The sequence below is a fragment of the Halogranum rubrum genome, assembly GCF_900114455.1.
GTDB classification, from domain to species: Archaea; Halobacteriota; Halobacteria; order Halobacteriales; family Haloferacaceae; genus Halogranum; species Halogranum rubrum.
The window spans coordinates 144,493-171,254 of the sequence record NZ_FOTC01000008.1 but is presented as its reverse complement, the minus strand read 5'-3'; the positions used below and the strand labels follow the sequence as shown (position 1 = coordinate 171,254).

Genomic DNA, 26,762 nt, shown 5'->3' with positions numbered 1-26,762 from the left:
ATAACCAAGACCACTCACCGTTGATTTTGACAGCGGTCTCGTCGACCGCGACCCGCCTCGGCGTCGCCTTCGGCGGGTCTGAGACGCTGTCAGCCAGCCGATGTACCCACTGAAAGATTGCCTGAAACGAGCGTTCTACGCCGAGCAGCCGAAGAATCGCTTCTGTCTCTCTAAGCGACAAACCGGCAGCATGGAGTCGGACGGCGAACGCCCTGACGGGCGTCGCCGTCCGCTCCCGCTGCCAACATTCAAGCGTAGCGGTGTCTAAACTCTGCTTGAGCAGGTTTGAGAGTAGCATAGATCACTAACTTTTCGACCTGCTCGTTCCTTATCTAGACAGTGCCAATTATAGCATCATGTCTGAAGTCGTCCGTATTGTTATTAACACTATGACAAATCCTAACCACAGTTTATTAACTATAAATAGTACATTGTGAATCACTGAACAAAGCGTACTCTACTTTCGAATAGACACTATCTCTCGTGATTACGATGCTGTCTGTCGGGCGTTGTGACCACTTTGAGACTGATGAGCTCTGTCAGCGCTCTTTTCGTCATCCGAGCCACAAACGTCCGATAGCTCTCTCCAGGAGCTCTATTCTCTCTCACCGACGACACGTCTGCCGACAATCGAAACAGGCCAACTCACCTCTCGATAAGCTGCTCATTACAATGTCTCTCTGTGTTCTTTTCCGCCTGTGCTCCGACAGTATGACACCTCGGTAACCAACGCCATCAGCTTCGATCTCGAACATTGGCACTCTGCGACGCTCCTCAGCGACGAAGTCGACGACCCGGTCGACCACATCGCGGACTCCGTCTCTATCGTCCTCGAGTTGCTTCGTCGCCACGACGTACGCGCGACGTTCTTTATCGTCGGCGAACTCGCCGACGAGTACCCCGGTCTCGTCCGGAACGTCGCCGATGCGGGTCACGAAATCGCATCGCATGGGCACACACATACGCCGCTGTTCGACCTCACACCAGACTCGTTCGAAGCGGAGTTGCAACTCTCTTCACGAGCAATCGAAGACGCCACTGGAGTCGAACCGCTCGGCTTTCGAGCCCCGAACTTCTCTATCACGCGAGAGACTAGATGGGCGTTTCCGATTCTCGAGTCGAGCGGGTATCAGTACGATTCCAGCGTCTTCCCTGTCAGGACACCGATGTACGGCGTTTTCGGAGCACCTGTTCGACCGTACAACGTGTCGCTCGACGACCCTTTCAGTTCGTCCTCGGAGTCGACAGCCCGCTGTGAACTCGTCGAATGCCCGCTCTCGGTCGCGGACACGCGGTTTCCGCTTCCGATTGCTGGCGGATTCTACGCACGGTTGTTGCCGGTCAGTGTCCTCAAAGAGGGTATCGACTGGCTCAACCGACACGGGGTCCCAGCGAATATCTACTTCCATCCGTGGGAGCTCAACCCGGACGTCCGCATCGACTGTTCGATGCCGAAGCGATTCGTCAGTTTCACTGGCATCGAGAAGACCGAAGCGAAACTAGACCAGTTGTTCACTTCGTTCGACTTCGGGACCGTCCGAACGATGATCGAAAACGAAGCGACGGCCGGCAGCGTCTCTCGACAGAACACGGTTCGATTCGGTCGAACCGACGGTACGAACCACACAGAACCTCGATCATGAGTACGTATTCGACTCACCAACTGAACGTAGAACCGTGTACAGATGCCGCAGAGTGGGACGCATTCGTCGAAGAGAACGACGGCTCGCCGTACTCACTGTGGGGATGGGGAACAGCAGTCGAGACGTACGGTCACGACAGATTCTATCTCGTCGCCCGTGCGGGAGAGACCATCGTCGGAGCCTTGCCGCTCATCCACATGGAGAGTCGACTGTTCGGCTCTCAACTCGTCTCGCCACCGTTCGGTGAACGCGGGTCGCTCGTGCTGCGCAACGACCACTCGGAGACCGCTGAAGCTGCGACGGCCGTACTGCTTGAACGGACGAAGCAACTCGCAGACGACCTCGGCGTCGACTTCGTCAGTCTCCGCGGCGCAGCTATCGAACCGCAGCAGGAGTTCACAGAGAAACGGCGATTCGTGACCTTTAGCGTCCCCGTCGACGGGAGTTCCGAATCTGTCTGGGACGGAGTGAAGTCGAGTCGTCAACGCCAGATTCGACAGGCCGAGGACGCCCGACTCGAGTATCGGGTCGGCGACTCGCTCTCAGACCTGAAACAGTACCACAAACTCTACCTCAAGTCGATGCGTGACCACGGCAGTCCGCCGCACTCCTTCGAGTTCCACAGAGTTCTCTGGGAGAACCTCGCTCCCGAAGGCCATCTCCATCTAGGCATGGTCGAACTGGACGGCACGTTGATCAACGGCATCATCGACCTCTCGCTCGGGTCGACCGTCTACCAGTGGGGCGTCATCACCGACTACGAGTATCGAGACCTGCAAGGCGGAAGCTTCGCCCTCTGGAAATCTATCGAGCGGGCGAACGAGAGTGGTTTCGACGCCTACGAGATGGGTCGAACGCGCGAGGGGTCGGGCGTCTACATGTTCAAGAAGAGCTTCGGCGGAACGAAGGTGTGGTACGACGATTTGCACTACTTCCCCAGCGACTCGGCGGAACTCCCGGACCCGGAGAAAGAATCGTACGAACCGCTCAAGCGGGTCTGGAGACGACTTCCGATTCCAGTCACTCAGACGATTGGCCCGGCCGTTCGAAAAGATATCAGTCTCTGAAAGACAATGCACGTTCTCTATTTGGTCGGTCAGAGTACCGGTGGACTGCCACACTATACAGCAGAACTAGCGAACGCCATGACGAACTACGCCGACGTCACGGTCATGAAACCAGCCGAGACGACGGGAGACGATCTGTTCGACGACGACGTTCAGTTGATAGATGCGTTCGATCCGATTGGCGTTTCGATGCCACAGCTCTACAGCTTCGACGTCAATCCGTTAGACTTCGTCAAGGGGTTTCTCTCCTACAACAACGTCAAACAGATCAAGCAGCTCGACCCTGACATCGTCCACGACACGACGGACCTCTTCCCGCAAGTGAAGTTGTTCGCGAAACTGCATCGTATCGACAAGTTCTGTCCGTTCATCGTGACGCGACACGAGGTGTCGAAGAGTCGCTTCTCCATCTCTCGACCGCCGGTCTTCGTCGAAGAGTTGATGGATCTTGCCATCCCGGACCTCGACCTCGCACGCGTCGTCGTCCACACGAAAAAACAGAAACGAGCGATGCTGTCCAGAGGGGTGACCGCCGACCACATCGACATCATCCCACACGGCGCGTACACGGTGTTCGGCAGTAAGGACGACGTCGACACCGCTCCCGAGAAGAACACGCTGCTGTTCTTCGGAAACATCGTCACGCCGAAGGGGTTAGATACCTTGGTCAAGGCGATTCCGCTCGTCAAACGCGACGTTCCCGACGTGAAGCTGCTCATCGCCGGTGAGGGACGCATCCCGAATCGCGTGCAGTCCATCGTCGAAGCACACGAGGAGAACTTCGAGGTGCACAACTACTTCGTCCCGAACCAGCAGGTCAGAGAACTCTTCGCGCGCACAGAAGTCGTCGCCCTCCCGTACCGTAGTCAAGGAGGGACCAAGGGACACAGCGGGGCGCTGGCGACGGCGTTCTCGTTCGGTAAGCCCGTCGTCGCGTCGACGGCCGGGGAGTTCACCTCCCTTGTCGCAGACTCGGGTTGTGGCCTCGTCGTACCACCAGAGGACCCGACACAGTTGGCGGCGGCGATAACGCAGATTCTGCGTGACGACGATGGAAAACGCGAGATGGCAGCGAACAGCAGTCGAATGGCCGACGAGCTTTCGTGGGGCAATATCGCACAGCAGTATCTGGCTGTCTACGAGCGCGCACTTCGAAAGAAGGCGACCCCGCAGATGGAAACAACCACTTGGACACGGTGACAAGAACAGCCGTCACCGCACCGTTCGAATCGACTCTCTATAATGAGTGTCTGTCATCGCTCAATCCGACCGCGCGACTGCATGCAGTCGGATGAGTGACCCGTTACGTGAGCGATCATCTCTCGGGCAGTCGCTATCCCTGTGATTCCTCCTCCGTCGTGTCCGACTCCTCGCTTCGTTCCGTGTCCGTCGCTTCGTTCGACAGCAGGAAATGTGTCGGAAGTCCAGGCGCGCCGTCACGGAACCACACAAGCGCGACGACGAGTGCCAGCAACAACTGAATCGAAAACGAGACACCGAAACTCGTCCCGCGGAAATGGTCGATAATCGACCGTTGCATGTCTTCTCCCGGCGTCCGAAGAATCGGCCACAGAAGATAGCCGAGAGACGCGTATCGCTCCTCCAACAGTATTCGATAGGTATCTGCAAAGGTGTGGCTGAACGACCCGACACCGAACGCGACCACCAGATTCGTTCGTCCCCAGCGCTTGCTGACGACGTATCCGACGACGAAGAGTCCAGAGAGCGTGAACAACGAATGGCCGAGTGACCGACCCGACGGGAGGATACCGAACGTCCACGCCAGCGGCTTGTCGACGAGATCTGGAAACTGGGTGCCGAAGAGGAGAACCCACGCTTCGAGGTCGCTCGGGGGGCGTCGCTCTCGATACCGGGTCAGTACAGACCAGAGCAGATAGCCGATTCCGGCGTGTGCCCAAGGTAACATGACTACTGAACCCGTAGTTCGTCGTCGGTCGTAATACAATCTCCGCATCCTACCTTTCTCCGGTGAACTCGACTCGGTGTTGCTCCGTTTGGCCCACCGTCGACTCGACTCCGAGCAGGGAGGGGTGTCTCTCGTATCACTGGAGATAGCCGAGATCTCGCAACTGAGTCACTTGCGCATCGCTGAGTGCGTTGTCACTGAAGTCGTGCGTCCCTTTCTCGAAGTCCTTCGGCACTTCGGAGAAAGCTAGGCTGTCGGAGAAATCGGGACGTCCGTATTTCAGACGGTTCGAGAGAGCCAACCGGGTAAACGTCGATAGCTTCCTCGGAGACAGGTTCCCCCGCCAGGCTGGAGAGTATCCTCTGCAGAGGTCGTCGAAGAACAACGCTCCGAGCCGCTGGAGACGCGATTTCTGATGGAACACGTATCCACCACTGTCGTTCCAGAGGCCGCACGCAGCGTAGACCGATATCTCGGCGGAGTGATCGCCGACAGTTACTTCTAGGTTCTGCCACACATCCGAACGAACTCGTCTCTCTACGGTCGGAGTGTCTCGCCAGATATCAGTTCCGTCAACGTCCTCGGGGACCGTGCCTCGCTGTGCCGAGAGAGCTGTCGGTGCGATGTCGGTTCCCGAGAGGAGCGTGTCGTATGTCTCTCCTCTCGGTAGCCCTGCACCCATGAACACCACCGGTATCTCGACGTTCTCCGGACTCATCGGGTGGCCGTGGCCGAATCGACCACCATTCTCTCTCTCTCCGAGACACTGTCCATGGTCACTCGTGAAGGCGACCAGTGTTTCGTCGAGCAGATCTCGCTCGACGAGTTGGTTGTAGACGTTCATGAACCGGTCTACAGAGTTGTGACAATCCTGCCGATAGAGATCTATCAACTGTGGCCGTCTGTTCTCGTACTCTCGGAAGAACTCCTTTGTCGACTCGAAGACGCCGTTCTCGAACCCGTACGGGGCGTGAGGGCCGACGTCGTGGACGACGTGCACGAACGGTGGTTCTAGCTCGCGAAGTTTGGATTCGGTGTCGAGGTGATGAATCTGCAGCGGTGGTTTCTCACTCTGCTCTAGCTTTGTCCACACCGTCTCCGCGTCGAAGCCGACATCGATTTCCTGGTCAGTCGGGTCGAGTAGGGGCGGCCTCGCAGCGAGTTGGTCGTCGAACATCCACACCTTGTGTGTGTCCGGATACTGTCCCGTCGTCAGCGATGGTAACGCCGATGCGGTAAACGTACTTGGAGCGATTGCCTTGGCGGTCAAACCCAATCGCTTCACCTCGTCCGGCAAGAAATCGAACCGATGTGCATCAGAAACGAAGATCACGACGTTCTCGACGTCATCCACGTCTGTCAGCCTTGAAAGTGGGCCGTTCATTCTAATCACTCACTCATCTCAAAAGAGGGTGACACGGAACCAGTATTGTAATGTGTTTTATAACTCGTAGTCGGTGATCACAGCTGTGTTTCGGCACCGTTCGAAACATGTGCCTTTTACGCTGATTGCGCGAACCTCTACAAAATGTATCGTTACTACTGATTGTACTGGCGCATTGAACCTCGCTTGGCGACGTACTCCCTCCGCCAGCGTTCGACCATGCGATCGGACGAACGACGACCTAACGACGACACAAATCTCCTGTTTGTGTCGCATAGCGAGACACTCTGCCTGTGTTGTCAAACAGTGACGACTCTCACGCTTGGATAGGAGATTCTGAATCGACACCAGGAGAAGCCGTAACTGTCACGCGAAGGATGCAATCCAGGTAGAAGTCTCTACGTTACGGTAGGGAAACAGGAACATCACATTCTGACAGCACTATTCACTCGTGGCTAGCGCCGGCTCACTTCATTGGTTGACCGTGCGTTCCTGCCGCTCGGTTCGTTCCGTCTCTCGACGAAAGAGTTGGCCTCGCCGGTTGTCGATGGCCGACGTCAAGACGTTCAGTACGCCCCGACCGAACGGTCGTGGGTCGTCCCAGGTCAGGAAGTAGAAGTTCGGATGCTCGTATACCGAGCGGAGTACGTCCCAAAGAGCGCGCTGGATGGGTGGACGTTCGGCGTTCGGGTAGTCGTCTCGAACGACACTCAACAGGTATTCTACCTCGCCGAAGAGGATGTGCGCGGCGAATCCCTCATCGTAGCTCTGTTCGATCTGGTCCATCTTCCCAAGTGCCATCAACCAGTAGAAGTAGGGGTAATCGACTCCGCCACGGACGTCGAGCGGAATCGACGCCCACATGCGGGGGTTGATCTCGGTCAGTTTGAACTCGCCCGTGCGCGCATCCTCGATGAACTGCACGGTGGCGAGTCCGTGCCAGTCGAGATGGTCCAAGAGTCGCCGACCCATCTCCTCGAGTTCGGGGTTCCGAACGAGTTCGCAGAAGACGCTCGCCCCGCCTGCATACGACTTCCCACGAACCTGATGTTTCAGGCTGGTCGCCACCGCCTCACCGTGGTCGTAGAGTGCTCTGAACGAGTACTCACGCTTTATCGGTACGTACTCCTGGACGAGGGGTGGATACCCGGACAGTTTTGCGGTAACTTCGTCGTAGGTCAACTCCTCACCCGGACGTGGATGAATCGGGTCGATCTTCCCACGACACTCTGTGGGATCGAGTGAATCGTCGTACTCACTCGTCAGAATCGAGTATCGGGGTTTGATGATCAGCTTGCGGGACCAGTCGTTCACCTCGTCGAACAGCATCGTCTCCGGGACAGGGATATCAATCTTGGCTGCCTCTTCGGCCAACAGTTTTCCGTCGTGTGCGACACGGAGCGTCTCGAACGACGGCCACAGGTGCGCAACGTGGTCGGTGAACTCGTCGGCATATTTGGCGAGGAGGAATGCATCTTCCTCCAGCGAGGGGATGATTGCCTCGACGTCGGGACGCGAGGCAATCTCGACGAGAGCATTCTTGTACGCAATCAGATCGTCCCACGGCGACGGAACGATTATCGCCTCGTCACAGTATTTCGACGATATCGCTGGGGCGGTCGGTATCGACGATGCGACGACGGTGTGGACGCCGTGCCCCCCGAGTGAACGAACCGCCGTCAAGCTCTTCGGTGAGGCCCCGGCCGGAATCAGAATCGACTGTTCAACCTGCTGGTTGTGAATCATAGTTAGTAGTCTTCGTCACACGATATGAAACTGATGTCTGTTTGACGTTCAACATTCACGCAGTATCGGTTCTCAGCGAATTAGGTGTGACAAGGCCCGCGCCTCGACTGCCGGTGAGATATCGAACTGAAACCGAGTTCATAAGCGGTCGAGCGATCCGGACGCATAACGTTACAACCGACGAGACGGATGTATCACTCGTGTATGAGGTCGACTAACCCTCTCAAACAGCAGTCACTCCCGATTTCACCGAGAGATGTATCAGCACGTGCGTTATCGCAGTTGACGAAGCGCTACGATAGCCTTGGAGAGCTCCATCGCGTTTACTGGAGGTGGCGTCTCGCGTTGTTTCCCGAGGATGGCACGGTGACAGTCGGAGAGACGACGGCTCGCTTTACCGTCTCGACTCGTTCAGAACGAAGAAGAGCGAAGCGATTGGGTGGAGAGCGACGCGTCATCGAGATGTTTCTCGACGAACTATCCGGGTCAGAGGTCGTCTGGGACGTCGGAGCCTGCGTGGGGACGTACGCTTGTCTCATCGCGCGACGGCTATCGAGCGGCTGCGTCGTCGCCTTCGAACCCGACCCAACGAACCGCTCTCGACTCTCCGAGAATCTGTCCGCGAACGCTCCAACGGAGCGCTGGCGAACATCTGCTGTCGCACTCTCCGATACCGACGACGAGTCCGTTCTCCAATCGGAGTTCGTCGAAGCGGGCGGCGGACATCACTACCTCTCTGACCATAGAGATGGGTTACCTATCGAAGTTCGGAGGGGCGATAGCGTGGTCGCCAGCGGATACCCCGCGCCAGATATGCTGAAGATCGACGTTCAGGGGGCTGAGCTACAGGTGCTTCGAGGATTGGGAGGTCTGCTAGATGGTGTGGACACGATTTACGTCGAACTGCATACAGAGAAGTCGAAGCGATACGGGACGACGACCGACGAGATTGAAGCGTTCCTTCGTGAGGAGGGCTACTCACTCACGCATCTCGGAGATCCCACGAACGGTCGTCCGGGCGCGTATCTCGTCCGCGCTCACCGGTGATTTGCCACTCGAATTTTACTTTTCGGTCCACCCGAGTCTTCTCTCTATCTCTAGATGCCGAACTGCCGCGATCAGAGGATGTTTCCGCTCGTCTGCCACGAGGATGGAATACGGAGCGCCGATGCGGTGTAGTCGCCCTGTAGGGTGTTGTTCCTTGCGGAGCAAGCGACGAACGCGCTACCCTCGGCGAAGATAGCGCTTCGGTTTCGCTCCGGACCCCCGGTCCGTCCGAGAACCGTGTTGTCGTGTATCTGGAGCGCGACGATGTCGTTTCTGTCGGCGTTGCAGTAGATAGCGTCACGAAAGCTCCCGAAGATAACGTTTCCATCGATCTTGTTCCCTATCGAGTTGACCCCTTTCGATGCGATGAGTTCGACGCAGGGTGCGGTCGGATCCTGTTTAGAGAGGTCGCTTTGACGAATCTGGTTTCGGTCTCCTCGGTCGATTACCACGTCGGTGTCACGGTTCGCGTAGAACTTGCTGGTCGTGATGATGTTGTCGTTTCCACGTATCTTCACACCACGGCCTTGGTTCGATCCGAACCAACAGGATTCGAGCCGCGAGACGCCGACCGCCGGTCCAGCGTCTCTATTGAGACCAATCTGCAGTCCGTCACCCATCGACGCGACGAAGCGACAGCCCCGGAAGTAGTTATCATCTGTCGAAGCTGTGGACGACCCCGCGAGCCAGAAGCCCTTCCCGGCCGCGGTGACGAAGTCACAGTCGACGAACCGTCCGTTCCAGAACGACCCGTAGACTCCGTCGCCGGACGAGTTGTTGTCTTTGTTACCGTCGAACGTGATATTCTGTAACAGGACCTGCATACACGTCCGCTCGTCTGGATTTGGGGTTCTCAAGAGATCAGTGTTCGCGCCATCGGCAAGAACGAGCCGCGTCGCGTTTCGTCCGTTCCCGACGAGATGTACGCCGTGGTCGAGCGTCAGTTCTCTGCCTACGTACTCGCCCGTTCCCAGTCGAATCGAGACGTTCGGTGCGTGTTCGTCGATGACGCTCTGTATGCCACGGATTCCGTCCTCCGGGGGGACGTAATGGATACCGTCCATTCCGTCGAAACTCTGCGGATCTAACTGTGTGTTCTGTTCGTCACTGTCGTCCGATCTCGCCTCCGCTACTGTCCACGTGAGAATACTACTACCCGCTGCAGCCGCAGCCAATTTTAGATAGTCTCGCCGCTGTGGGTTCTCCATAGGGTCTCTTATCTGCCTAATGTCCGGCAGTACTAAATCGCTTACCCACACTATAATTCGTGTTATTCGCCGAACGAATGTCTCATCACCGGATTGCTTCGTCCAGTCGACCGGGAGTCGACGTGACAATTTCTCGCTCAACCTGCATCATTAAGACGATGTACGAAGTAGGAAACTGTCATGGAAACACACAGTAACTCAGGTCTTCTACAGCCATGTCGCGCCTGATCAAATCGTCTCTCGGTTCGTTCGTTTCTCGAGTCGGGCTCGGAATCACGGAAATCGTCGGCATCATCTATGTGGCGGACGTTGCTGGTGCGTCGACGTTAGGTACGTACGCGCTATTCGTCGCGGTGTACGTTCTCGCCCTTCTACTGAGCAGCCTCGGGATCTGGGAGGCGACGGTCAAACGTATCGCCGAAGGGAAATTGCAGGGTGAGTTCCTCGTCGCCGAATTTCTAATTCGGCTTGTACTATCGCTGCCGATCGTCCTCGTGTTAGTCCTGTTTCGAGACACCGTCTCAGCGTACATCGGTAGCCCAGTTGCAGTTCCGTATCTTATCGTTACGCTGTTCGCAGTCATGTTTGCTGAGACAATCAGCTCTGGACTCCACGGAGAGCAACGGGTCGGCAGAGCGGAGTTCACGCTCTTTCTCTCTGGTGTGACGAAATTGGTGTGCTGGGTGGTTTTTCTCTGGCAGGGATACGGGGCCGCCGGGCTGTTCGCCGGGTTGGTGCTGAGTAAGGTTGTTTACATCGTCGTCGGTGCTCAATTCCTCACCATCCGGCCGCGGCGACCGACTCGAGAACAGTTCGCCAGCCTCTTCGAGTTCAGCCGATACAGTTGGATGAGCACTGTGCGCAATCAGGCGTGGCTCTGGACCGACACGATCGTTCTCGGATTCTTCGTCGCCTCAGAGCTCATCGGCGTTTACGAGCTAACCTGGCGTATCAGTGCCGCATTCTTTCTCGTGTCCTCGGCTCTTAGCGCGACACTGTACGCAAACGTCGATCGGATGATCCGGAACGACGGGCTGGATTCGGTCAAACGAGCAGTAAACGAATCACTCGTCTACTCCGGAATCATGGCTATTCCGGGTGTCGTCGGTGGACTCGTCGTGGCCCGGTCGTTGCTGTTGGCGCTCGGTCAACAGTACACCGTTGGCTATTGGGTCTTCGTGATTCTCATCTTCGCGCGACTCGCCCACAGCTATGAAGAAATCTTCGCGAAAGTCATCAACGCCTTCGACCGTCCTGATCTGATGTTCCGTGCGAACGTAATCTACGTCGTTCTCAACCTCGTCGGCAACGTCGTCGCGATTGCGGCAGTCGGTTGGGTCGGGGCCGCGATTGCGACGGCCGCTTCGATGGCCATTCGGACGGCACTTTCGTACCGGTATCTCCGCTCGCTCGTCGACATCACCATCCCGAAGCGTGAGATTCTCTCAGAGGTCTGTGCTGCGATACTCATGGGCATCGCGTTGTTCTGGTTCACTCGGGGTGGGACGCTGTCGTTCGTTGAGACGGTTTCGGCAGTCGTGGGTGGCGCGGCTATCTATGCGATTCTCGTGTTGGTATTCATAGGCCGCGTTCGGACGCGGGTCAAAAGTTTAGTCGCGACGGTAATCTGATCAGTCGGATCGGTAGATTTGGGCATCGCCGCTCGAATAGATTTTGCTCTCACCGACCACGTGTCGTCGATAGAAGCGTGTCTCTTCGGGATTGATGTAGACTCGCTCTACCCTGTCGTCGACGTCTTGCACCATCGGCTTGTCACTTATGTACACGTACTGTCCGCTGCCCAAGTAGTCAGTGTTCGGGAGGGCATACACTATCTGATCAGAGGAAATGACCTCTCGGACCAACAGTGCGTCTCTGCTCTTGAGCGCGCTCCACTGGTTGTACACGACGACTCTCGACTCCGGACGTGCGTTTTCGTCCAGCCATCTAGTGGCGGCGACCTCGCTTCGTTCGTACACTGGCCAGCCGGCATCCTTCTCGAGGTTGATACTGTAGGCCGGGACGTCCTCTCCTGCGACTGCGAACGCGGCACCGGAACTGAAGAAGAACAGGGCCACGAGAAAAATCGTAAAGACACTCGCTACCGCTTTCGAAGACGGTTCGGTCGAAATACGGTCAGATACCTTCGGTCCAAGCGAGAGCAATGTTCGAAGCCCGACGACCGCGAACGGTGGCAGTGCCACCAAGACCAAGAGGAGTGTTCTATCGAATCCCACGTTGTAGGTCAGTAACACTGACGAAACGAGGAACGACACGAGCAACGCTGAGAAGACGGTGTATTCGAAGTGCGTTCTGTTATCTCGCCTGGTTACGGCCGAGTACAGCATCCACAAGACCCCGATACAGATAAGACCGACTAACGCGGCGACAAGGAACTTGTAGACCATCCAGGTCGGCGATTCGAAGGTCTTCGTCGCGTAGCCGATACCACTGCGACCGGACGAACCGAGATTCTGCGTCAACAATGCTCCAAGCACACTGGCGATACGGTCGAAGTTCTCGCCGGCAGCACTGAACAGATACCAGATGATCCATTCGACCGCGAGGAAGGCGATGAAGAGTGGACTAAGGACAGTAGGCGTAGCCCCGTCGACGACGTCGAGTCGTTTGGCAACGGCGACGACAACGATTGTTGCGGCGAGTACTCCGATGAACAGCAAGCTGGTGCCGTAGTGTGAGAAAATCAGCATCGTTCCGAACGTTGCGGCGAGCACCTTCTTTCGAGTGCCACGTACCGAGTTGTCGAAGATTGTCACAAGAACGAGTGCCAAGAATACTTGCGAGATGATCTGTTTATCTGGCATGATCTTGAAATATCCGTAGTAGAAAATCAGCGCGAAAGGTGAGAGGGTTGCCACCCATTCGTCGTCGAACTCGGCCAGTGCAAGATAGTAGATTGCAACAGGGAGCAACGAGGCGATGAGCGGATAGACTAGCTTGTAGACCCAGACCAGTTCGAGACCTGTCACTGAGGCGTAGACGGCCGCTAGAAACGTCACGGAGAGTAGCGAGTTCGTCGGCCCCGCAGACGCGGGAGTCCAGTCTTCACCCTGGAATATCTCTTGTGCCGTGAAGTACTCGAAGTGAATATCCCATCCCCAGATGTGTGGAGAGATAAACGTCATCTGCCACAGGACCGCTATCGAAACCGACCAGACAGCAAACGGTCGCAGGTTGGGCGGGATGGCTCCGATGAGAAGGAGTACCACGACGCCGCAGAGCAGGACAATCTGAAGGAGCATCGGCAACGTACTCTCACCTGCATTGATTGCCGACGTTGCCGCTACCGAGGCCAGCGGAAGAAGTACCAAGAGGACAGCAGAGAACAGCGGCCGAAACGACACGCTGAACGACCGACGAGACAGACTCGACCCCGCTGACCGAGTGTATGCACCAGCGGAGAGGAGCACGAGCGACAGTCCAAGCACCCACGGCATCGCCTCTAGCGGTCTCTCGACATCGACAACGCTACCGACGACGTACGTCATGGCTCCGAGTAAGAGGAGAAAGGCCGTACTGACGGCGACTGCATACATCGCCAACTGACCCTTTCGCTGGGGAGTAATCTTTGCGATGAGTAAGAGGAGATAGCCCGGGAGGAGAAGCGATGCGACGATACCGACGCCACCCTGAATGATCGAGAACTCTTTCAGTTCGGGAGTCGCCTCGAGCCCCACGAGACAGAACGCGACCAACAGTGTGAGGGTGATGACCTCTCGCTTATCGACTCTTACGCGGGTACGAAAGTTAGTTGCCACGACTACCCCCGTGGCCAACCCGCCGAGTAGCAGATGACACACAACTTATGAGAATACCATTCATAGTCCACTTCTCACTCACGAAGAGTCATTTGAAACACATCTATAAATAGCTGTTGTGCAGTGGGGTTCTCTCACAGAAGAGAGCGTCCACTCCGCGCACGTCTCCTTTACGCCGTCCCTGTGATTCTGGCGTTTTTCTCTCCCACTGTTCTGTCTCACGTCTCGGTACCCTTCGACTCTACTAGCTCCCATCGGTTGGGTTTTTATAATTTCTCGCTACTCAACGAACCCAGACGAGTAGGCCGTTCCTCGGTCTGTTCTATCAGTCACAATCACGTCTATTTCTCTCGTTAGGTGTTACATAACTAGCTTTGTAATTTCTACGTATCACACGTTCGGCTAGTCAGTTGTCTCTGTAATGAGAGGTGAGTAACAGTAATTCACGCTCGCGACTTGTAGATGTACAGCCAGCCTTATCCAATCTATTTTATTCTCTCTACAGTCTACGTATTTGAGCACGAGATTTCCGAAGCTTAGTCGCACTTCACTCCTTGGGAGTATTTTTAAAAGAAGAGAGAATCAGCAGAACTCTCTTGTATATGACGTCTCAGCGATTGTTTTCTGCTGATTTGTACGAGAGCGACCCGTACTGAGCGTTGATGATCACTCACGAAACCAGTTGACGGCGTGCAGGAGTTGTTTTCTGGTCTCGTTGACGAAGTCAGAGCAGATATCTTTTTGGACATTTTACACCACTACTTCGCTGATCTGATCGAAGAGTCGAGGTCTGTGTTCATGAACGGAAGTGGGTTTCGAAACCCGTGAACGATCGGGTCTTATCTTGTGGAACAGCACACTCTGATCTCTTCTACTTGTGATTCCTCAGCTTCGGTCGGCATCGTCTCAGTTCACGATACAGCGATGAGGGATATCGTGGCTTTCGACTCGTAGTGGCTGTAACCGTTAGCCGTTCAAACGTACGCCGTCGGGTGGTCTCGTCTCTGATGACGTGTCGACGCTACTCTCCGTCTCGCTCCGAAGACAATAACTCGGACTCCAGAACGTCGGCGATAATTGACAATTATTCTATCTGTATGGGGCGTGGAGACGGGTCCGCCGACAAATCGCCACGCCGTTCTCGAAACTAAGCGGGTTGGTTTGTCACTTCGGCGCGAGCAACACCGCACGTTCGGTGCTCTGGATGACGTTCTGTGCGGTGCTGCCGAAGAGCATCTTCCCCGTCGGACTACGGCGACGGGCGTACAGACAGATTACGTCGGCGTCGAACTTCTCGGCGGTGTCGACGATGGAGACGCCCGCTTTCCCCGTCGTCTCGTGGAGTTCGACGTCGAACCCGGCGTCGGTCAGCGTCGTCTGGGCGGTGTCGACGGACGCGACGTCGGCCAGCGTCGTCTCGGTATCGTCCATCGAGAAGTTGTGCTGGACGACCACCCGGACGGTTTCGGGGTCGAAGAGGTCACACACCAACGCTGCTTGTTTCTCACTCCGCTCGGTGTCATCGTCGACGGCGACGAGGACGGTCTGCTGTCCCATAGCCCACCTAGGGAGGCAACCGACAAAGGCGTACCCGCTCGCTCGCTAGAAGCTGCTACTCGAATGTACTGTTCGACGAGTCGTCATCTTCATACCGCTCCACGAGGTATCGTTCGAGAAGCATGTCTCTCGACACGAGGTCTCTCCCCACTCACCAGTCCCTCCATCCCCATCGAGCGTTCTGCCCGACTCCGAACGGCGGGTGTCTCCGCCGGTGAATCGACGAACGTTCGTCGCCCTGGTGTCGGCCGGTATCGGCGGCATCGCGGGTTGTGTTGGGTCGCGCCCCGTCGGGTCTCGACAGACCGTCACGTCGAACGCGACGTCGACGGCCACGCCAACGAACACCCCGACGGCGACGCAGACAGAGACGCCGACACCGACGGAGACAGCGGAACCCGAGTCGTTCACGCTCGACGGCCGTCGCGTCGAACGCACTCGCTACGACCTGCGTCGGTTGCCATACGAGGAGCGCCCCCAGTTCATCCTCGAGCGACGAGAACCGCCACGGTGTGCGTACAACGTCGACGAACTCGACGGGATAGACAACCTACAGATGGCCACCATCGACGGCGTCACCGGCCACATGCCGATTCGCACCTCGCGGATGATCATGCGGTTGCTCCACTGCTATCGTGCCATCGACCGCGGCCCGTATCTCGACAAAGCTGAGGAGATAGCCGACGCCTTCCTCGATTCGGCCACGATGGTCGACGGCCTGCCGTACTTCGCCTACACGCTCCCCAAGGGCGGGTCGGGAGAGGACTTCGAACCCCCGTGGTACTCGGGAATGTCGCAGGGAACGTCGTTGTCGGCGTTTCTCCGTCTCTACGAGGAGACCGGTGACGAGGAGTACCTCGCCGTCGCCGACGACATCTTCGAGACGTTCACGCGACTCGGTCCGCGCGAAGACCCGTGGACCGTCATGGTCGACGACGACGGCTACTACTGGATCGAAGAGTATCCACACGACCCGCCGACGCACGTCCTCAACGGGTTCAACGTCGGCCTCTGGGGACTGTACGAGTACTGGTTACTCCGCGACACTGCGGAGAGTCGCGCGCTCTTGGAGGCGGCGATTACGACCATCGAGCACTACATCGAGGCGTTCCGCGTCCCGGGCGAGGTCAGTTGGTACGGACTGAACCGAGGCTACCGCGGTAACGAGTACTACCACGCGGTCCACATCCGCCAACTCCGAGAACTGCACGACATCACCGGCGACCCCTACTTCGCCGAGATGGAGGCGGCGTTCGACGCCGACAGCGCCGAGTCGAAGGGGATGAAGTAGCACTCGTCTGCGCCGCCGCCGACCGGGCGGTTCCGTGACGTCTCTGCGCCCTCCGCCGCTACTGCCCCCGAAAACGGCCGATTCAGCAGCATTGTTCGCACTTCGTTCCGAAAACAACATTCTTCATCACCCTCTGCGATTGATTCGACAATGGCTAGTTCGAACACTCCGCCGCCCGCCGAGGACGGTTCGTCGCACGCCGACCACGACGTGCCCGCCTCGGGCGAGGTCGTGCCCGACCGGTTCTCTTCGGACGAGGTGTTCCACCGAATCGTCGCCGACGCCGACCACGAGATTACGTCCGGGACGCGCGAACTGTTCTTCAGCGCGCTCGCCGGTGGTCTCGCCATCACGGTTACGCTGGTGGTGTACGCGTCGATGTACACGAAGACGGACAGCAGTATCGTCGCGACGTTGCTGTACCCCATCGGGTTCATCTACATCATCATCGGTGGCTACCAACTCTACACCGAGAACACGCTTCCACCGGTCGCGTTGACGCTCGAACGGTTGGCGTCCGTTCCGGCGTTGCTCCGCCACTGGGCGGTCGTCCTCGCCGGAAACTTCCTCGGGGGAGCCATCGGCGCCGTCGTCCTCGCGTACGGGGGCGTCCTCTCGCCCGAAGCGGCGGCGGTAGCCGCCGAATTCGCCGTCGAAGGGGTCTACGAGACCTCCCGCTGGGAGCTCTTCTTCAAGGGGGCGTACGCGGGGCTCGTCGTCGCCGGCGTCGTCTGGATGAACTTCGCCGCCAGCGACACCGTCTCGCGGTTGCTCATCGTCTATCTGGCGTTCCTCGTGATTCCGCTGGGCAACCTCTTTCACGTGGTCGTCTCGTTCACCGAGGCGGTCTATCTGACGCTCGTCGGTGACTTGAGTCTCCTGTTGGCGATGACCGACTTCGTCATCCCGGTGTTGCTCGGCAACACGCTCGGGGGCGTGTTGTTGGTCACTGTCGTCAACTACTATCAGACCACGGAGGACCGCCTCAAGACCGCCCGCTTCGAGAACGTCCGACGGCTCTCGGTCCGCGAGTGGCTGCTCGGTGGGCTGGCGGGACGGTCGTACGTCCCGCTCGTCGACACTGTCGAGGAGTTCGTCAGAGACCCCGACTCGTATCGGATTCTGGTTCCCATCGCCAACCCGCGAACCGAGTCGAAACTGATCGAGATGGCCTGTTCGATCGCGAGCGCGCGAGCGCGCGGCACCGTCCACGTCGTCCACGTCGTCCAAGCACCCACCCACCTCAGTGGGACCGACGAACGGGGACAGCGCGACCGAATCGTCCGCGAGTCGAACCGACTCCTGTCCGACGTCAGCGCAATCGGCGCGCAGTACGACGTCAAGTTCGAGACGTCCACTATCGTCACTCACCGCTCGTTCGAGGACGTCTTCGACCGCGCGAACCGCACCCGCCCCGACCTCGTGTTGATGAACTGGGACGAGAACGGGCTGTGGGCCTCCGCGCGCGCCGAGCGACCCATCGCCGAGTTGACCAACCGACTTCCCTGTGACTTCCTCGTCGTCAAGGACCGTGACCTCGACTTCTCGCGACTCCTGCTTCCGACGGCGGGCGGTCCCAACTCCGACCTGAGCGCCGACGTCGCACGGACGCTTCGACAGACGGCCGGGTCGGACGTCGTGCTCCAGCACGTCGTCGACGGTCCCGACGAGCGCGAGAAGGGAGAGGCGTTCCTCCGCGCGTGGGCGGCCGACCACGACCTCTCGGAGGCCACCCAACTCGTCGACGAGTCGGGGGACGTCGAGGCCGCAATCGAGCGCGAAGCCACCGACCACACGGCCGTCCTCCTCGGCGCGACCGAACAGGGGCTCCTCTCGCGTCTCGTCACCGACTCCCTCCACTTGAACGTCGTCGACGACCTCGACTGCTCGGTGTTCCTGGCCGAACGCCCGAGCGAACGGTCGCTCGGCGAGCGACTGTTCGGCAGCGGCCGCCGGAACAAGTGACCGGTCGGTTTCGACAGCGTTCCCCTCGCCCACCCACCGCGGTTCGGCTCGGTTTCCGCCCCGACTCGACCAGATAATGTTCGTTACATAATTCTTATCTCTTTAAACAGTAGGAAATAATCATGTTCGGTGTTGTTTAGGCACAACTTCTGCAAACATGTGAACGGATGTTGTCAACGACTCACAGCCAACTCACACGGAACGGGAAGAGCATCATCCTCGCGCACGACCACGGACTCGAACACGGCCCGACCAAGTTCGAGGGCGTCCGCGAGCGGTTGGACCCGGAGACCGTCTTCGAGATGGCGACACACGACGCCGTCACGGGGTTCGCCGTCGGAAAGGGGTTGGCGGAGACGTACTACCCCTCCCACGAGGACGACGTGAACCTGCTCGCCAAACTGAACGGTGGGTCGTCGCTCTGGATGGGCGAACCCGACTCGGCCGTCAACTGGTCCGTCGAGTACGCCGCGGAACTCGGCGCCGACGCCGTCGGTTTCACCGTCTACCCCGGTTCGAACCACGAACTGGAGATGGCCGAGGAGTTTCGCGACGTCCAGGAGACCGCCCGCGAGCACGACCTGCCGGTCGCGATGTGGTCGTACCCGCGTGGACAGGGTATCAAAGACCACCGCAAACCCGAGGTCATCGCGTACGCGACCCGTATCGCGCTCGAACTCGGTGCAGACATCGCGAAGGTGAAGTATCCGAGAAGCGCCGAGGCGATGCAGTGGGCCGTCGACGCCGCCGGCGACTGCCGCGTCGTCCTCAGCGGCGGAGCGAAGACCGGCGACCACGAGTTCCTCTCGACCGTCGAGACGGCGATGGACGCCGGTGCCGCCGGACTCGCAGTCGGCCGCAACGTTTGGCAACACGACGACCCGACGTACATCCTCGACGCGCTCGAGCAGGTCGTGTTCGAAGAGGCTACGGCCACCGAGGCCCTCGACACGTAACGACGATGAGCCACGTATCGATTCCGAACCAGCAGTCGCCGCCTCCGACGGGCGTCCCCGCGCTCATCCACCGATGATACTCACAGTCACACTCAACCCCGCAGTCGACCACACGCTCCAACTCGAAGACGAACTCACCCCCGACACGGTCGCCCGAACCGACTCGGCGCAGTTCGACCCGGGTGGCAAGGGAATCAACGTCTCGAAGTATCTCGTCTCGCTCGACGTCGAGACGGTCGCCACCGGCTACGTCGGTGACTTCCTCGGTCGGTTCCTGCAAGAGGAACTGACGGCTCGCGACATCCCGAACGACTTCGTCGAAATATCGGGCTGTACGCGACTCAACACGACGGTGCTCACGCCGCAGTCGGAGTTCAAGATCAACCAGAACGGTCCGACCGTCGACGAGATGGCCGTCGAGTCCATCGTCGAGACCATCGAACGATACGAACCGGAGACCGTCGTCGTCGCGGGTAGTCTCCCACCTGGGGTCGGCCCGGAGATACTCGACCGTATCGCAGACGCCGGGTCGTGGGACACCGTCGTCGACGTCGGCGGCGACGTTCTCCGAAAACTCGACGCGGAGTACGCACTCTGCAAGCCGAACCGCGAAGAGTTGGCCGCGGCCCTCGGCGAGGAGATCGAGTCGCTCGACGACGCGTTCGCCGCCACACGAAGCCTCCAAGAGCGTGGTTTCGAACGTGTCGTCACCTCACTCGGCGGCGACGGTGCCATCATGGCGACGCCGGACGCGGTGCTCTACACGCCGGCGCTCGACGTCGACGTAGTCGACACTGTCGGTGCCGGTGATGCACTTCTCTCTGGTGTCCTCGCCGACCGAGAGCGCGGCGGGTCCGACGAGTCGGCACTCCGCGCGGGTGTCGCCGTCGCGTCGCGCGTCGTCAGTGTCTCCGGTACCAGCGTCCCGCCGCTCGACGACGTCCTCGACCACGTCGACGAGATGCGTGTCACGGCACACTGACGTCTCGAACACGTCAGAATAGTTATGTGCACTACCGAAAACACGCAGCCAGATTTTCAAACACGTGAATATTCCGAACAAAAAGAAACGAAATAATCAGTTCCGAAAATACTTTTGAACTGTACGATGAACGATTGTGATGGAATACGGCCATGACAGGAGACAACACGATGGAGGGGGCGATGCGGTCACACCTCACCTCTGTCAAAGAACATCTGATGACGGGAGTGTCGTTCATGATTCCGTTCGTTACCATCGGCGGAATCTTCCTCGCGCTGGGGTACGCACTCTCGTCGTTCCTCGGGGGACCAGAGGCGACGAAGACCATCTTCGAGGCGACCGGTCGACCTGACTGGTTCCTCGCACAGATCGGTACTGCTGGACTGACGTTCATGGTGCCAATCTTGGGCGCCTATATCGCGTACGCCATCGCCGACCGACCGGGACTGGCACCCGGTTTCCTGCTGTCGTACATCATCCAGCAGGGGGACATCCTGAAAGCCGCCGGTGACGTCATCGGCCTGCAAGGCGGGTCGGCCGGGGCGGGGTATCTCGGCGCACTCGTCGCCGGACTCGCCGCGGGGTACGTCGCTCGCTGGCTCAAACAGCGAAACGTCCCCGAGTTCATCCAGCCGATGATGCCGGTGCTCATCATCCCGGTGTTGACGATGCTGATTCTCTCACCGTTCGTCATCTTCGTCCTCGGCGTCCCCGTCGCCATCGCGAACGCGGGGCTCACCTCGTTCCTCCGCGGGATGCAGGGCGGGCAGGCGCTGCTCGTCGGTGCCATCCTCGGCGGGATGATGGCCGTCGACATGGGCGGTCCCGTGAACAAAGTCGCGTACGTCTTCTCCGTCGGTCTCATCACCGAACAGATCTACCAGCCGATGGCCGCCGTGATGATTGCGGGGATGATTCCGCCGCTCGGACTGGCGCTCTCGAACTTCATCGCGCCGCAGAAGTACACGGCCGAGATGTACGAGAACGCGAAGAGCGCCGTCCCGCTCGGTCTCTCCTTCATCACCGAGGGAGCGATTCCGTACGCCGCCGCCGACCCGCTTCGCGTCATCCCGAGCGCCGTCGCCGGGAGCGCTATCGGTGGCGCTGCGTCGATGGCGCTGGGCGTCACGATGCCCGCACCGCACGGCGGCATCTTCGTCTTCCTCCTCTCGGACCAACCGGCGATGTTCCTGGCCTGTCTCCTGCTCGGAACCGTCGTGACCGCCGTCATCGCGACGCTCCTGAAGAGCGACTTCGAGGAGACGGCCGGGTCTTCGACGACGACGGCGACGGCGACGACGCAGGCGAACGACTGACGACGAAAGCCACAAGGACCACGTTCGACCACACCCATACTACACACCAATGAGCACGAACATCGAGAAAGACGACATCGACGACCTGATTCCCGAATCGCATATCGCACTCGACGACCCGCCGAACGAGAAATCGGCCTGTATCGAGTACCTGCTGGACCTCCTCGTCGACGCCGGCCGAGTCGACGACCGCGAGGCGGCACTCGACGCACTGTTGGCCCGCGAAGAGGAGACGACGACGGGCGTCGGCATGGGAATCGGCATCCCCCACGCCCAGACGGACGCCGTCTCGCGTCCGTCGGTCGCCTTCACGCGCTCCGACGAGGGCGTCGACTTCGGGTCGATGGACGACGAACCGGCGAAACTGCTGTTCATGATTCTCGTCCCGAAGGAGGGCGCGGAGGACCACCTCGCGATTCTCAGTTCGCTCTCCCGGGCGCTGATGCACGAGGAGGTTCGTGACGACCTGTACGCCGCCGAGACACCCGCAGCGGTTCAGGCGGCGCTCCGGGAGGCAGTCGCATGAGCGAGCGAATCGTCGAAATCGTCCCCGAGGCCGGACTGCATGCGCGTCCTGCCTCGAAGTTCGTCGAGACGGCCGGCGAGTACGACGCGACGGTGGAAATCGCTCGGGCGGACTCCGACGACCTCGTCCCCGCCGGGAGCATGATCGCCGTCACGAGTATCGGCGCGCGGTCCGGCGAGAAAGTCCGTCTCGTCGCCGAGGGCGACGACGCCGAGGCGGCGCTCGACGCACTCGAACAGGTACTGAGCACACCGGAAGACGAACTGGAAGAGGCATGAGCGAACGGACGCTCACGGGAACCGGCGCGACGCCTCGCGCGAACGTCGGCACCGTCGTCTGGTACCGACCGGAGTCGGCGCTCGACGACGCCGAGGACGTGCCGACGGTCGACCCTGCCGAACGCTCGGCCGAACAGGACCGTTTCGAGCACGCCCGCGACCAGGCCCGCGAGGAACTCGAAGCGGAACGCGACCAGACCGCCGAACGCGTCGGCGAAGAGGAGGCGTCCGTCTTCGACGCACACATCCAGTTCCTCGACGACCCGCAGATAGACGACGGCGTCGCCAGTGAAATCGACGACGGCACGCCCGCCGAGTACGCCGTCCGCGACGCGTTCGCGGGCCCCATCGAGCAGTTCGAGGGGATGGACGGTCGGATGGCCGAACGCGCCGACGACCTGCGAGACGTTCGCGACCGACTCGTTCGCCTCCTCACCGACGGCGAGCGAGTCGACCTCTCGGCGCTCCCGGAGGGCGCCGTCGTCCTCGCCGAACGCCTGACGCCGAGCGACACGGCGCAACTCGACCCCGACCGCGTCGCCGGGTTCGCCACCGTCACCGGCGGCCGGACGTCGCACGCGGCCATCTTCGCGCGGTCGCTCGCACTGCCCGCCGTCGTCGGCGTCGGCCCGGACCTCGAATCGATAGAGGAGGGCGCGACAGTCATCGTCGACGGCGAGACGGGTGAACTCGTCGTCGACCCGTCACAAGAGCGACTCGACGCCCTCGACACCGGCCCGGACGTCGAAGTCACACACGAACGCGTGGAGACGACCGACGGCCGCGAGATAGAGGTCGCCGCGAACGTCGGCCGCTCCGTCGAACTGGAGGGGGCCGTCGAGCAGGGGGCCGACGGTATCGGCCTCTACCGGACGGAGTTCCTCTTTCTCGACCGCGAGGAACCACCGAGTGAAGAAGAGCAGTACGAGACCTACGTCGAGGCGCTGGAGGCGTTCCCCGAGGGACGCGTCGTCGTCCGGACGCTCGACATCGGCGGCGACAAGCAGATTCCGTACCTCGACCTGCCGGAAGAGGAGAACCCGTTCCTCGGCGAACGCGGCATCCGGCGGTCGCTCGGCCCCGACGCCGACCTCTTCGAGACACAACTACGCGCGCTCTTGCGAGCGGCCGCGGACGCAGATGGCGGGACGCTGAGCGTGATGTTCCCGCTCGTCTCGACGGTCGACGAACTCGAAGCCGCACTCGACGCCGTCGACGAGGTGGCCGCCGACTTCGACGACGAGGGCGTCGCCTACACCGTCCCCGAACTCGGTGTGATGGTCGAGACGCCCGGCGCGGTGTTCATGGCCGACGAGTTCGCCGCCCGCGTCGACTTCCTCAGCATCGGGACGAACGACCTCGCACAGTACGTGATGGCCGCCGCACGCGAAAACGAGCACGTGGCGCACCTCCACGACCCGCTCCACCCGCCGGTGCTTCGCGCAATCGCCCGGAGCGTCGAGGCCGCCCACGACAACGACGCGTGGATCGGTATGTGCGGTGAGATGGCCGGCAGTCCCGAGTTGACCGAACTGCTCGTCGGACTCGGCCTCGACGAACTCAGTATGAGCGCCGTCACCATCCCGGCGGTGAAGGAGAACGTATCGACACTCGAGCACGAACGCGCCATCGACGTCGCAGCGCGCGCGCTGAACGCAGTTACAAGAGGCGACGTGACGAACATCATCGAAGACCAATGAAACTAGTTGCCGTCACATCCTGTCCGACCGGAATCGCACACAGCCAGATGGCCGCAGAGAACCTCCGGACGAAAGGTGAGGAGATGGGCCACGACATGTCCGTCGAGGTGCAGGGCGCGATGGGTGCCCAAGACGAACTCACGTCCGAGGAGATCGCCGAGGCCGACGCCGTCATCATCGCGGCCGACACCGCCGTCAGCCGCGACCGCTTCGAGGGCAAACCGCTCGTGAAGGGGACGGTCAAAGACGCCGTCAACGACGTCGAGAGTCTCATCCGCGAAGCCGAAGAACTCGCCGAGTCCGGCGAGACGGGCGAGACTGAACTCCAGAGCGGCGGCAGCGACGCCGACACGGATGGCGAGTCGCCGTCGCAGTCCCAATCGAACGACCAGAAACAGGTCGGCGGCGACCCCTCGAAGGGGCTGTTCGCGCGACTCAAACGGCTGTTTAGCTAACGCCTCGACCCTGTCGTCTCCTCCGTGTCTCCTCCTCGTCTTCTCGATGCCTCTACAGTCTCGTCTCTAATTCGTCGACGAGCGCGGGCGTCCCGAAGTACGTCGGCACGCACTGGTGGAGTTCCTTGGGGTCACAGTCGAGGACGGAGCCGTGGCCGTCCGAGGACCGCCCACCCGCCGCCTCGACGATGTGGGCGATGGGGTTCGACTCGAACTGCAGTCGGAGAATCCCGTCAGGCTGTGACGGTGCCGGCGGATACGCGAGGAGGCCGCCGTAGGTCAACAGCTGTTCGACGTCGGCGACCATCGCGCCGCTGTAGCGGAGTTTGTACGTCTCGCGGAGTTCGTCGACGTACGTCCGGAGGGCGTCGTCCCAGTCGCTCGTCTGACCGGCGACGCCACAGATTCCGGGGTCGCTCGGCATGCTGACCGGGTCAGTGTCGACGACTTCTCCTCCTTGGATGACGAGTCGTTCGACCGTGTCGTCGCGGGCGACGGTCATCGTCGTGTAGGAGCCGTAGAGGACGTACGCGCTGGCGACCAACTCGCGGCCGCTCGCCGGGAGCGGGGCGTCGTAGATGCCGAGGATGGTTCCCGTCGTGCTGTTCGGTTCGAGGTTCGACGACCCGTCGAGCGGGTCGATAGCGACGCTGTAGCCGTCGCCGACGTCGATGGCGTCCGGTCGCTCCTCGCTGACGAACGACCCGACGGCGTCGAGTTCACGGAACCGCTCGAACAGTAGGTCGTCTATCCACTGGTCGGCGGCGACTTGCGTGTCGCCGGTAGGGTTCTCGGTGTCGACTTTGTCTCGGTAGGTGGCCAACTCGGCGCGAATCTCGGTTGTCGCGTCGACGACGGTCGTGAGTATCGAGTCGACGGCCGTCATGACGCCTCGGTTCCGCTGTCGCCGACGCTGTCACATCGAGTCGTAGCTGCGTACATGGTGTGTGGTCTCTGTCCAGCGCGCACTGGTTCGACTGTATCCACGACAGAGACGCACAAATGAATTCTGGGTGTGATTTGTTGTGAGCAATTCGCCGAGAAACAATGTCCATCGTGCAGTTCGGTCGCTACCTCTGACCCCGGGACGAGTCAGTTCGTCACGCCGTCGACGACGCGGACGTTGGCGTCTTCGAACCACTGTCGGCGCTCGTCCGAGAGGCGGTCGTCGGTGATGAAGACGGTCACGTCGTCGAGCGTCCCGAACTGTTTGAAACTCTGTTCGCCCAACTTCTCGCCGGTCGACACGAGGACGACGCGTTTCGAGCGCGCAATCATCAGCTCCTTCATCCGCGCTTCTTCGGCTTTCGGCGTCGTGAGCACGCCGTCCGCGTCGATACCGTTCGTGCCGACGAACGCGAGGTCGAAGTTCGACGAGTCCATGAACCGCTCGGCCGTCGGGCCGACGAGTGCGCGCGTCCGCTGTCGGAGCGACCCGCCGGTGAGTTGCACGTCGCCGTCCTGTTTCCGGAGTTCGAGCGCGATGTGTGGCGAGTTGGTGACGCCGACGAACGAGTCGTCAGACGGGGCTTTCTTCGCGACTTCCATCGTCGTCGTCCCCGAGTCGAAGAAGACGACTTCGCCGTGTCGAATCTCCTCGACGGCGGCCGACGCGATGTCCTGTTTCTCTTCGAGGAACTGCACCTCTTTCTGGCCGTAGGGCCGTTCGTTCCCGACGCTCTTGACCGGTACTGCACCGCCGTGTGAGCGTTCGACGAGTCCCTCGTCGGCCAGTTGACGCAAGTCGCGTCGGATGGTCGCCTCGGAGACGTCCAGGTCGGTGGCGAGTTCGTCGACGGACTGCCCGTTTCGCTCCGTGACCATCTCGATGATCTTCCGCTTCCGCTGTCGGGGCAGCATACGTGGGAACAAGTAACGGGCCGTGTTAGCAATTCGGGTTTTCGCCGCACGGTGGCCGGGTAGACCGGTGACGCG

22 protein-coding genes and 1 pseudogene are annotated in these 26,762 nt (G+C 59.9%); 14 read left to right on the top strand and 9 right to left on the bottom strand.

Going from position 1 to position 26,762, the window contains the following annotated elements; genetic code table 11:
• Positions 1-298: pseudogene (locus tag BM083_RS20740) on the bottom strand (IS6 family transposase); the annotation flags it as partial.
• Between the two features lie 400 nt (positions 299-698).
• On the opposite strand from BM083_RS20740, the gene BM083_RS20735 reads away from it, so the two are divergent.
• The 3 genes from BM083_RS20735 to BM083_RS20725 are packed head-to-tail and all read left to right on the top strand — an operon-like array spanning position 699 to position 3,910.
• The gene (locus BM083_RS20735; RefSeq protein ID WP_089872246.1) at positions 699-1,643 is read left to right on the top strand and encodes a polysaccharide deacetylase family protein; all 945 of its coding nucleotides are present in this window, start codon (positions 699-701) and stop codon (positions 1,641-1,643) included.
• Positions 1,640-2,710: a GNAT family N-acetyltransferase gene (locus BM083_RS20730; RefSeq protein WP_089872244.1), complete on the top strand. Its 1,071-nt coding sequence runs from the start codon at positions 1,640-1,642 to the stop codon at positions 2,708-2,710. Before BM083_RS20735 ends, BM083_RS20730 begins: the two co-directional genes overlap by 4 nt.
• A 6-nt stretch (positions 2,711-2,716) precedes the next feature.
• Positions 2,717-3,910: a glycosyltransferase family 4 protein gene (locus tag BM083_RS20725; RefSeq protein WP_089872242.1), complete on the top strand. Its 1,194-nt coding sequence runs from the start codon at positions 2,717-2,719 to the stop codon at positions 3,908-3,910.
• Between the two features lie 133 nt (positions 3,911-4,043).
• Here BM083_RS20725 and BM083_RS20720 read toward each other — a convergent pair whose 3' ends face one another.
• From BM083_RS20720 to BM083_RS20710, 3 genes are all read right to left on the bottom strand, one after another.
• Entirely contained in the window at positions 4,044-4,637 is a 594-nt protein-coding gene (locus tag BM083_RS20720; RefSeq protein WP_177197732.1) for a metal-dependent hydrolase, read from the bottom strand.
• A gap of 136 nt (positions 4,638-4,773) precedes the next feature.
• Positions 4,774-5,814, bottom strand: a complete 1,041-nt coding sequence (locus BM083_RS20715) for a sulfatase-like hydrolase/transferase (RefSeq protein ID WP_245756961.1) — start codon at positions 5,812-5,814, stop codon at positions 4,774-4,776.
• A 678-nt stretch (positions 5,815-6,492) separates the two neighbouring features.
• Positions 6,493-7,767, bottom strand: a complete 1,275-nt coding sequence (locus BM083_RS20710) for a carboxylate--amine ligase (protein ID WP_089872237.1) — start codon at positions 7,765-7,767, stop codon at positions 6,493-6,495.
• Positions 7,768-8,133: 366 nt separating this feature from the next.
• Between BM083_RS20710 and BM083_RS20705 the strand changes: the two genes are divergently transcribed.
• Positions 8,134-8,814 carry an FkbM family methyltransferase gene (locus BM083_RS20705; RefSeq protein WP_089872235.1) on the top strand — a complete coding sequence of 227 codons (681 nt, stop codon included), beginning with the start codon at positions 8,134-8,136 and terminating at the stop codon, positions 8,812-8,814.
• Positions 8,815-8,885: 71 nt separating this feature from the next.
• Here BM083_RS20705 and BM083_RS20700 read toward each other — a convergent pair whose 3' ends face one another.
• Positions 8,886-9,878 carry a right-handed parallel beta-helix repeat-containing protein gene (locus BM083_RS20700; protein ID WP_177197730.1) on the bottom strand — a complete coding sequence of 331 codons (993 nt, stop codon included), beginning with the start codon at positions 9,876-9,878 and terminating at the stop codon, positions 8,886-8,888.
• Positions 9,879-10,237: 359 nt separating this feature from the next.
• On the opposite strand from BM083_RS20700, the gene BM083_RS20695 reads away from it, so the two are divergent.
• Complete coding sequence (locus BM083_RS20695) at positions 10,238-11,653, top strand: lipopolysaccharide biosynthesis protein (RefSeq protein WP_089872232.1); 1,416 nt, start codon at positions 10,238-10,240, stop codon at positions 11,651-11,653.
• Here the strand turns inward: BM083_RS20695 and BM083_RS20690 are convergent, their stop codons facing one another.
• Positions 11,654-13,720, bottom strand: a complete 2,067-nt coding sequence (locus BM083_RS20690; protein WP_143085785.1) for a DUF2206 domain-containing protein — start codon at positions 13,718-13,720, stop codon at positions 11,654-11,656.
• Between the two features lie 1,245 nt (positions 13,721-14,965).
• Entirely contained in the window at positions 14,966-15,358 is a 393-nt protein-coding gene (locus tag BM083_RS20685; RefSeq protein WP_089872228.1) for a universal stress protein, read from the bottom strand.
• A 214-nt stretch (positions 15,359-15,572) separates the two neighbouring features.
• Between BM083_RS20685 and BM083_RS20680 the strand changes: the two genes are divergently transcribed.
• The 9 genes from BM083_RS20680 (at position 15,573) to BM083_RS20640 (ending at position 24,827) form a co-directional block, all read left to right on the top strand.
• On the top strand, positions 15,573-16,649 hold the full coding sequence (locus BM083_RS20680; RefSeq protein ID WP_089872226.1) for a D-glucuronyl C5-epimerase family protein: 1,077 nt from the start codon (positions 15,573-15,575) through the stop codon (positions 16,647-16,649).
• A 150-nt stretch (positions 16,650-16,799) separates the two neighbouring features.
• Positions 16,800-18,614: a formate/nitrite transporter family protein gene (locus BM083_RS20675; protein WP_089872224.1), complete on the top strand. Its 1,815-nt coding sequence runs from the start codon at positions 16,800-16,802 to the stop codon at positions 18,612-18,614.
• A 167-nt stretch (positions 18,615-18,781) separates the two neighbouring features.
• Complete coding sequence (locus BM083_RS20670; protein ID WP_089872222.1) at positions 18,782-19,570, top strand: class I fructose-bisphosphate aldolase; 789 nt, start codon at positions 18,782-18,784, stop codon at positions 19,568-19,570.
• A gap of 73 nt (positions 19,571-19,643) precedes the next feature.
• Positions 19,644-20,552, top strand: coding sequence for a 1-phosphofructokinase (pfkB, locus tag BM083_RS20665; protein ID WP_089872220.1), 909 nt, complete (start codon positions 19,644-19,646; stop codon positions 20,550-20,552).
• A 152-nt stretch (positions 20,553-20,704) separates the two neighbouring features.
• A complete protein-coding gene (locus BM083_RS20660) occupies positions 20,705-21,868 on the top strand; it encodes a PTS fructose transporter subunit IIC (protein ID WP_089872218.1) in 1,164 nt (387 codons plus the stop codon).
• A gap of 49 nt (positions 21,869-21,917) precedes the next feature.
• A complete protein-coding gene (locus tag BM083_RS20655; protein WP_009377793.1) occupies positions 21,918-22,394 on the top strand; it encodes a PTS sugar transporter subunit IIA in 477 nt (158 codons plus the stop codon).
• The gene (gene ptsH1, locus BM083_RS20650) at positions 22,391-22,672 is read left to right on the top strand and encodes a phosphocarrier protein HPr (protein ID WP_089872216.1); all 282 of its coding nucleotides are present in this window, start codon (positions 22,391-22,393) and stop codon (positions 22,670-22,672) included. Before BM083_RS20655 ends, ptsH1 begins: the two co-directional genes overlap by 4 nt.
• On the top strand, positions 22,669-24,372 hold the full coding sequence (gene ptsP, locus BM083_RS20645; RefSeq protein WP_089872214.1) for a phosphoenolpyruvate--protein phosphotransferase: 1,704 nt from the start codon (positions 22,669-22,671) through the stop codon (positions 24,370-24,372). Before ptsH1 ends, ptsP begins: the two co-directional genes overlap by 4 nt.
• Complete coding sequence (locus tag BM083_RS20640; protein ID WP_009377796.1) at positions 24,369-24,827, top strand: PTS fructose transporter subunit IIB; 459 nt, start codon at positions 24,369-24,371, stop codon at positions 24,825-24,827. The genes ptsP and BM083_RS20640 overlap by 4 nt, the downstream gene beginning before the upstream one ends.
• Before the next feature lie 52 nt (positions 24,828-24,879).
• Here BM083_RS20640 and BM083_RS20635 read toward each other — a convergent pair whose 3' ends face one another.
• Both BM083_RS20635 and glpR read right to left on the bottom strand, forming a co-directional pair.
• Complete coding sequence (locus BM083_RS20635; RefSeq protein WP_089872212.1) at positions 24,880-25,713, bottom strand: class 1 fructose-bisphosphatase; 834 nt, start codon at positions 25,711-25,713, stop codon at positions 24,880-24,882.
• Between the two features lie 206 nt (positions 25,714-25,919).
• A complete protein-coding gene (gene glpR, locus BM083_RS20630; RefSeq protein WP_089872209.1) occupies positions 25,920-26,687 on the bottom strand; it encodes an HTH-type transcriptional regulator GlpR in 768 nt (255 codons plus the stop codon).
• Between the last annotated feature and the right edge of the window lie 75 nt (positions 26,688-26,762).

What these genes read in the sequence shown, in the direction of transcription:
- BM083_RS20730 (WP_089872244.1), top strand. Translation starts at nt 1,640, where the DNA reads ATGAGTACGTATTCGACTCACCAACTGAACGTAGAACCGTGTACAGAT.
- BM083_RS20725 (WP_089872242.1), top strand. Translation starts at nt 2,717, where the DNA reads ATGCACGTTCTCTATTTGGTCGGTCAGAGTACCGGTGGACTGCCACAC.
- BM083_RS20720 (WP_177197732.1), bottom strand. Translation starts at nt 4,637, where the DNA reads ATGTTACCTTGGGCACACGCCGGAATCGGCTATCTGCTCTGGTCTGTA.
- BM083_RS20715 (WP_245756961.1), bottom strand. Translation starts at nt 5,814, where the DNA reads ATGTTCGACGACCAACTCGCTGCGAGGCCGCCCCTACTCGACCCGACT.
- BM083_RS20710 (WP_089872237.1), bottom strand. Translation starts at nt 7,767, where the DNA reads ATGATTCACAACCAGCAGGTTGAACAGTCGATTCTGATTCCGGCCGGG.
- BM083_RS20700 (WP_177197730.1), bottom strand. Translation starts at nt 9,878, where the DNA reads ATGGACGGTATCCATTACGTCCCCCCGGAGGACGGAATCCGTGGCATA.
- BM083_RS20695 (WP_089872232.1), top strand. Translation starts at nt 10,238, where the DNA reads ATGTCGCGCCTGATCAAATCGTCTCTCGGTTCGTTCGTTTCTCGAGTC.
- BM083_RS20685 (WP_089872228.1), bottom strand. Translation starts at nt 15,358, where the DNA reads ATGGGACAGCAGACCGTCCTCGTCGCCGTCGACGATGACACCGAGCGG.
- BM083_RS20675 (WP_089872224.1), top strand. Translation starts at nt 16,800, where the DNA reads ATGGCTAGTTCGAACACTCCGCCGCCCGCCGAGGACGGTTCGTCGCAC.
- BM083_RS20670 (WP_089872222.1), top strand. Translation starts at nt 18,782, where the DNA reads ATGTTGTCAACGACTCACAGCCAACTCACACGGAACGGGAAGAGCATC.
- pfkB (WP_089872220.1), top strand. Translation starts at nt 19,644, where the DNA reads ATGATACTCACAGTCACACTCAACCCCGCAGTCGACCACACGCTCCAA.
- BM083_RS20660 (WP_089872218.1), top strand. Translation starts at nt 20,705, where the DNA reads ATGACAGGAGACAACACGATGGAGGGGGCGATGCGGTCACACCTCACC.
- BM083_RS20655 (WP_009377793.1), top strand. Translation starts at nt 21,918, where the DNA reads ATGAGCACGAACATCGAGAAAGACGACATCGACGACCTGATTCCCGAA.
- ptsH1 (WP_089872216.1), top strand. Translation starts at nt 22,391, where the DNA reads ATGAGCGAGCGAATCGTCGAAATCGTCCCCGAGGCCGGACTGCATGCG.
- ptsP (WP_089872214.1), top strand. Translation starts at nt 22,669, where the DNA reads ATGAGCGAACGGACGCTCACGGGAACCGGCGCGACGCCTCGCGCGAAC.
- BM083_RS20640 (WP_009377796.1), top strand. Translation starts at nt 24,369, where the DNA reads ATGAAACTAGTTGCCGTCACATCCTGTCCGACCGGAATCGCACACAGC.
- BM083_RS20635 (WP_089872212.1), bottom strand. Translation starts at nt 25,713, where the DNA reads ATGACGGCCGTCGACTCGATACTCACGACCGTCGTCGACGCGACAACC.
- glpR (WP_089872209.1), bottom strand. Translation starts at nt 26,687, where the DNA reads ATGCTGCCCCGACAGCGGAAGCGGAAGATCATCGAGATGGTCACGGAG.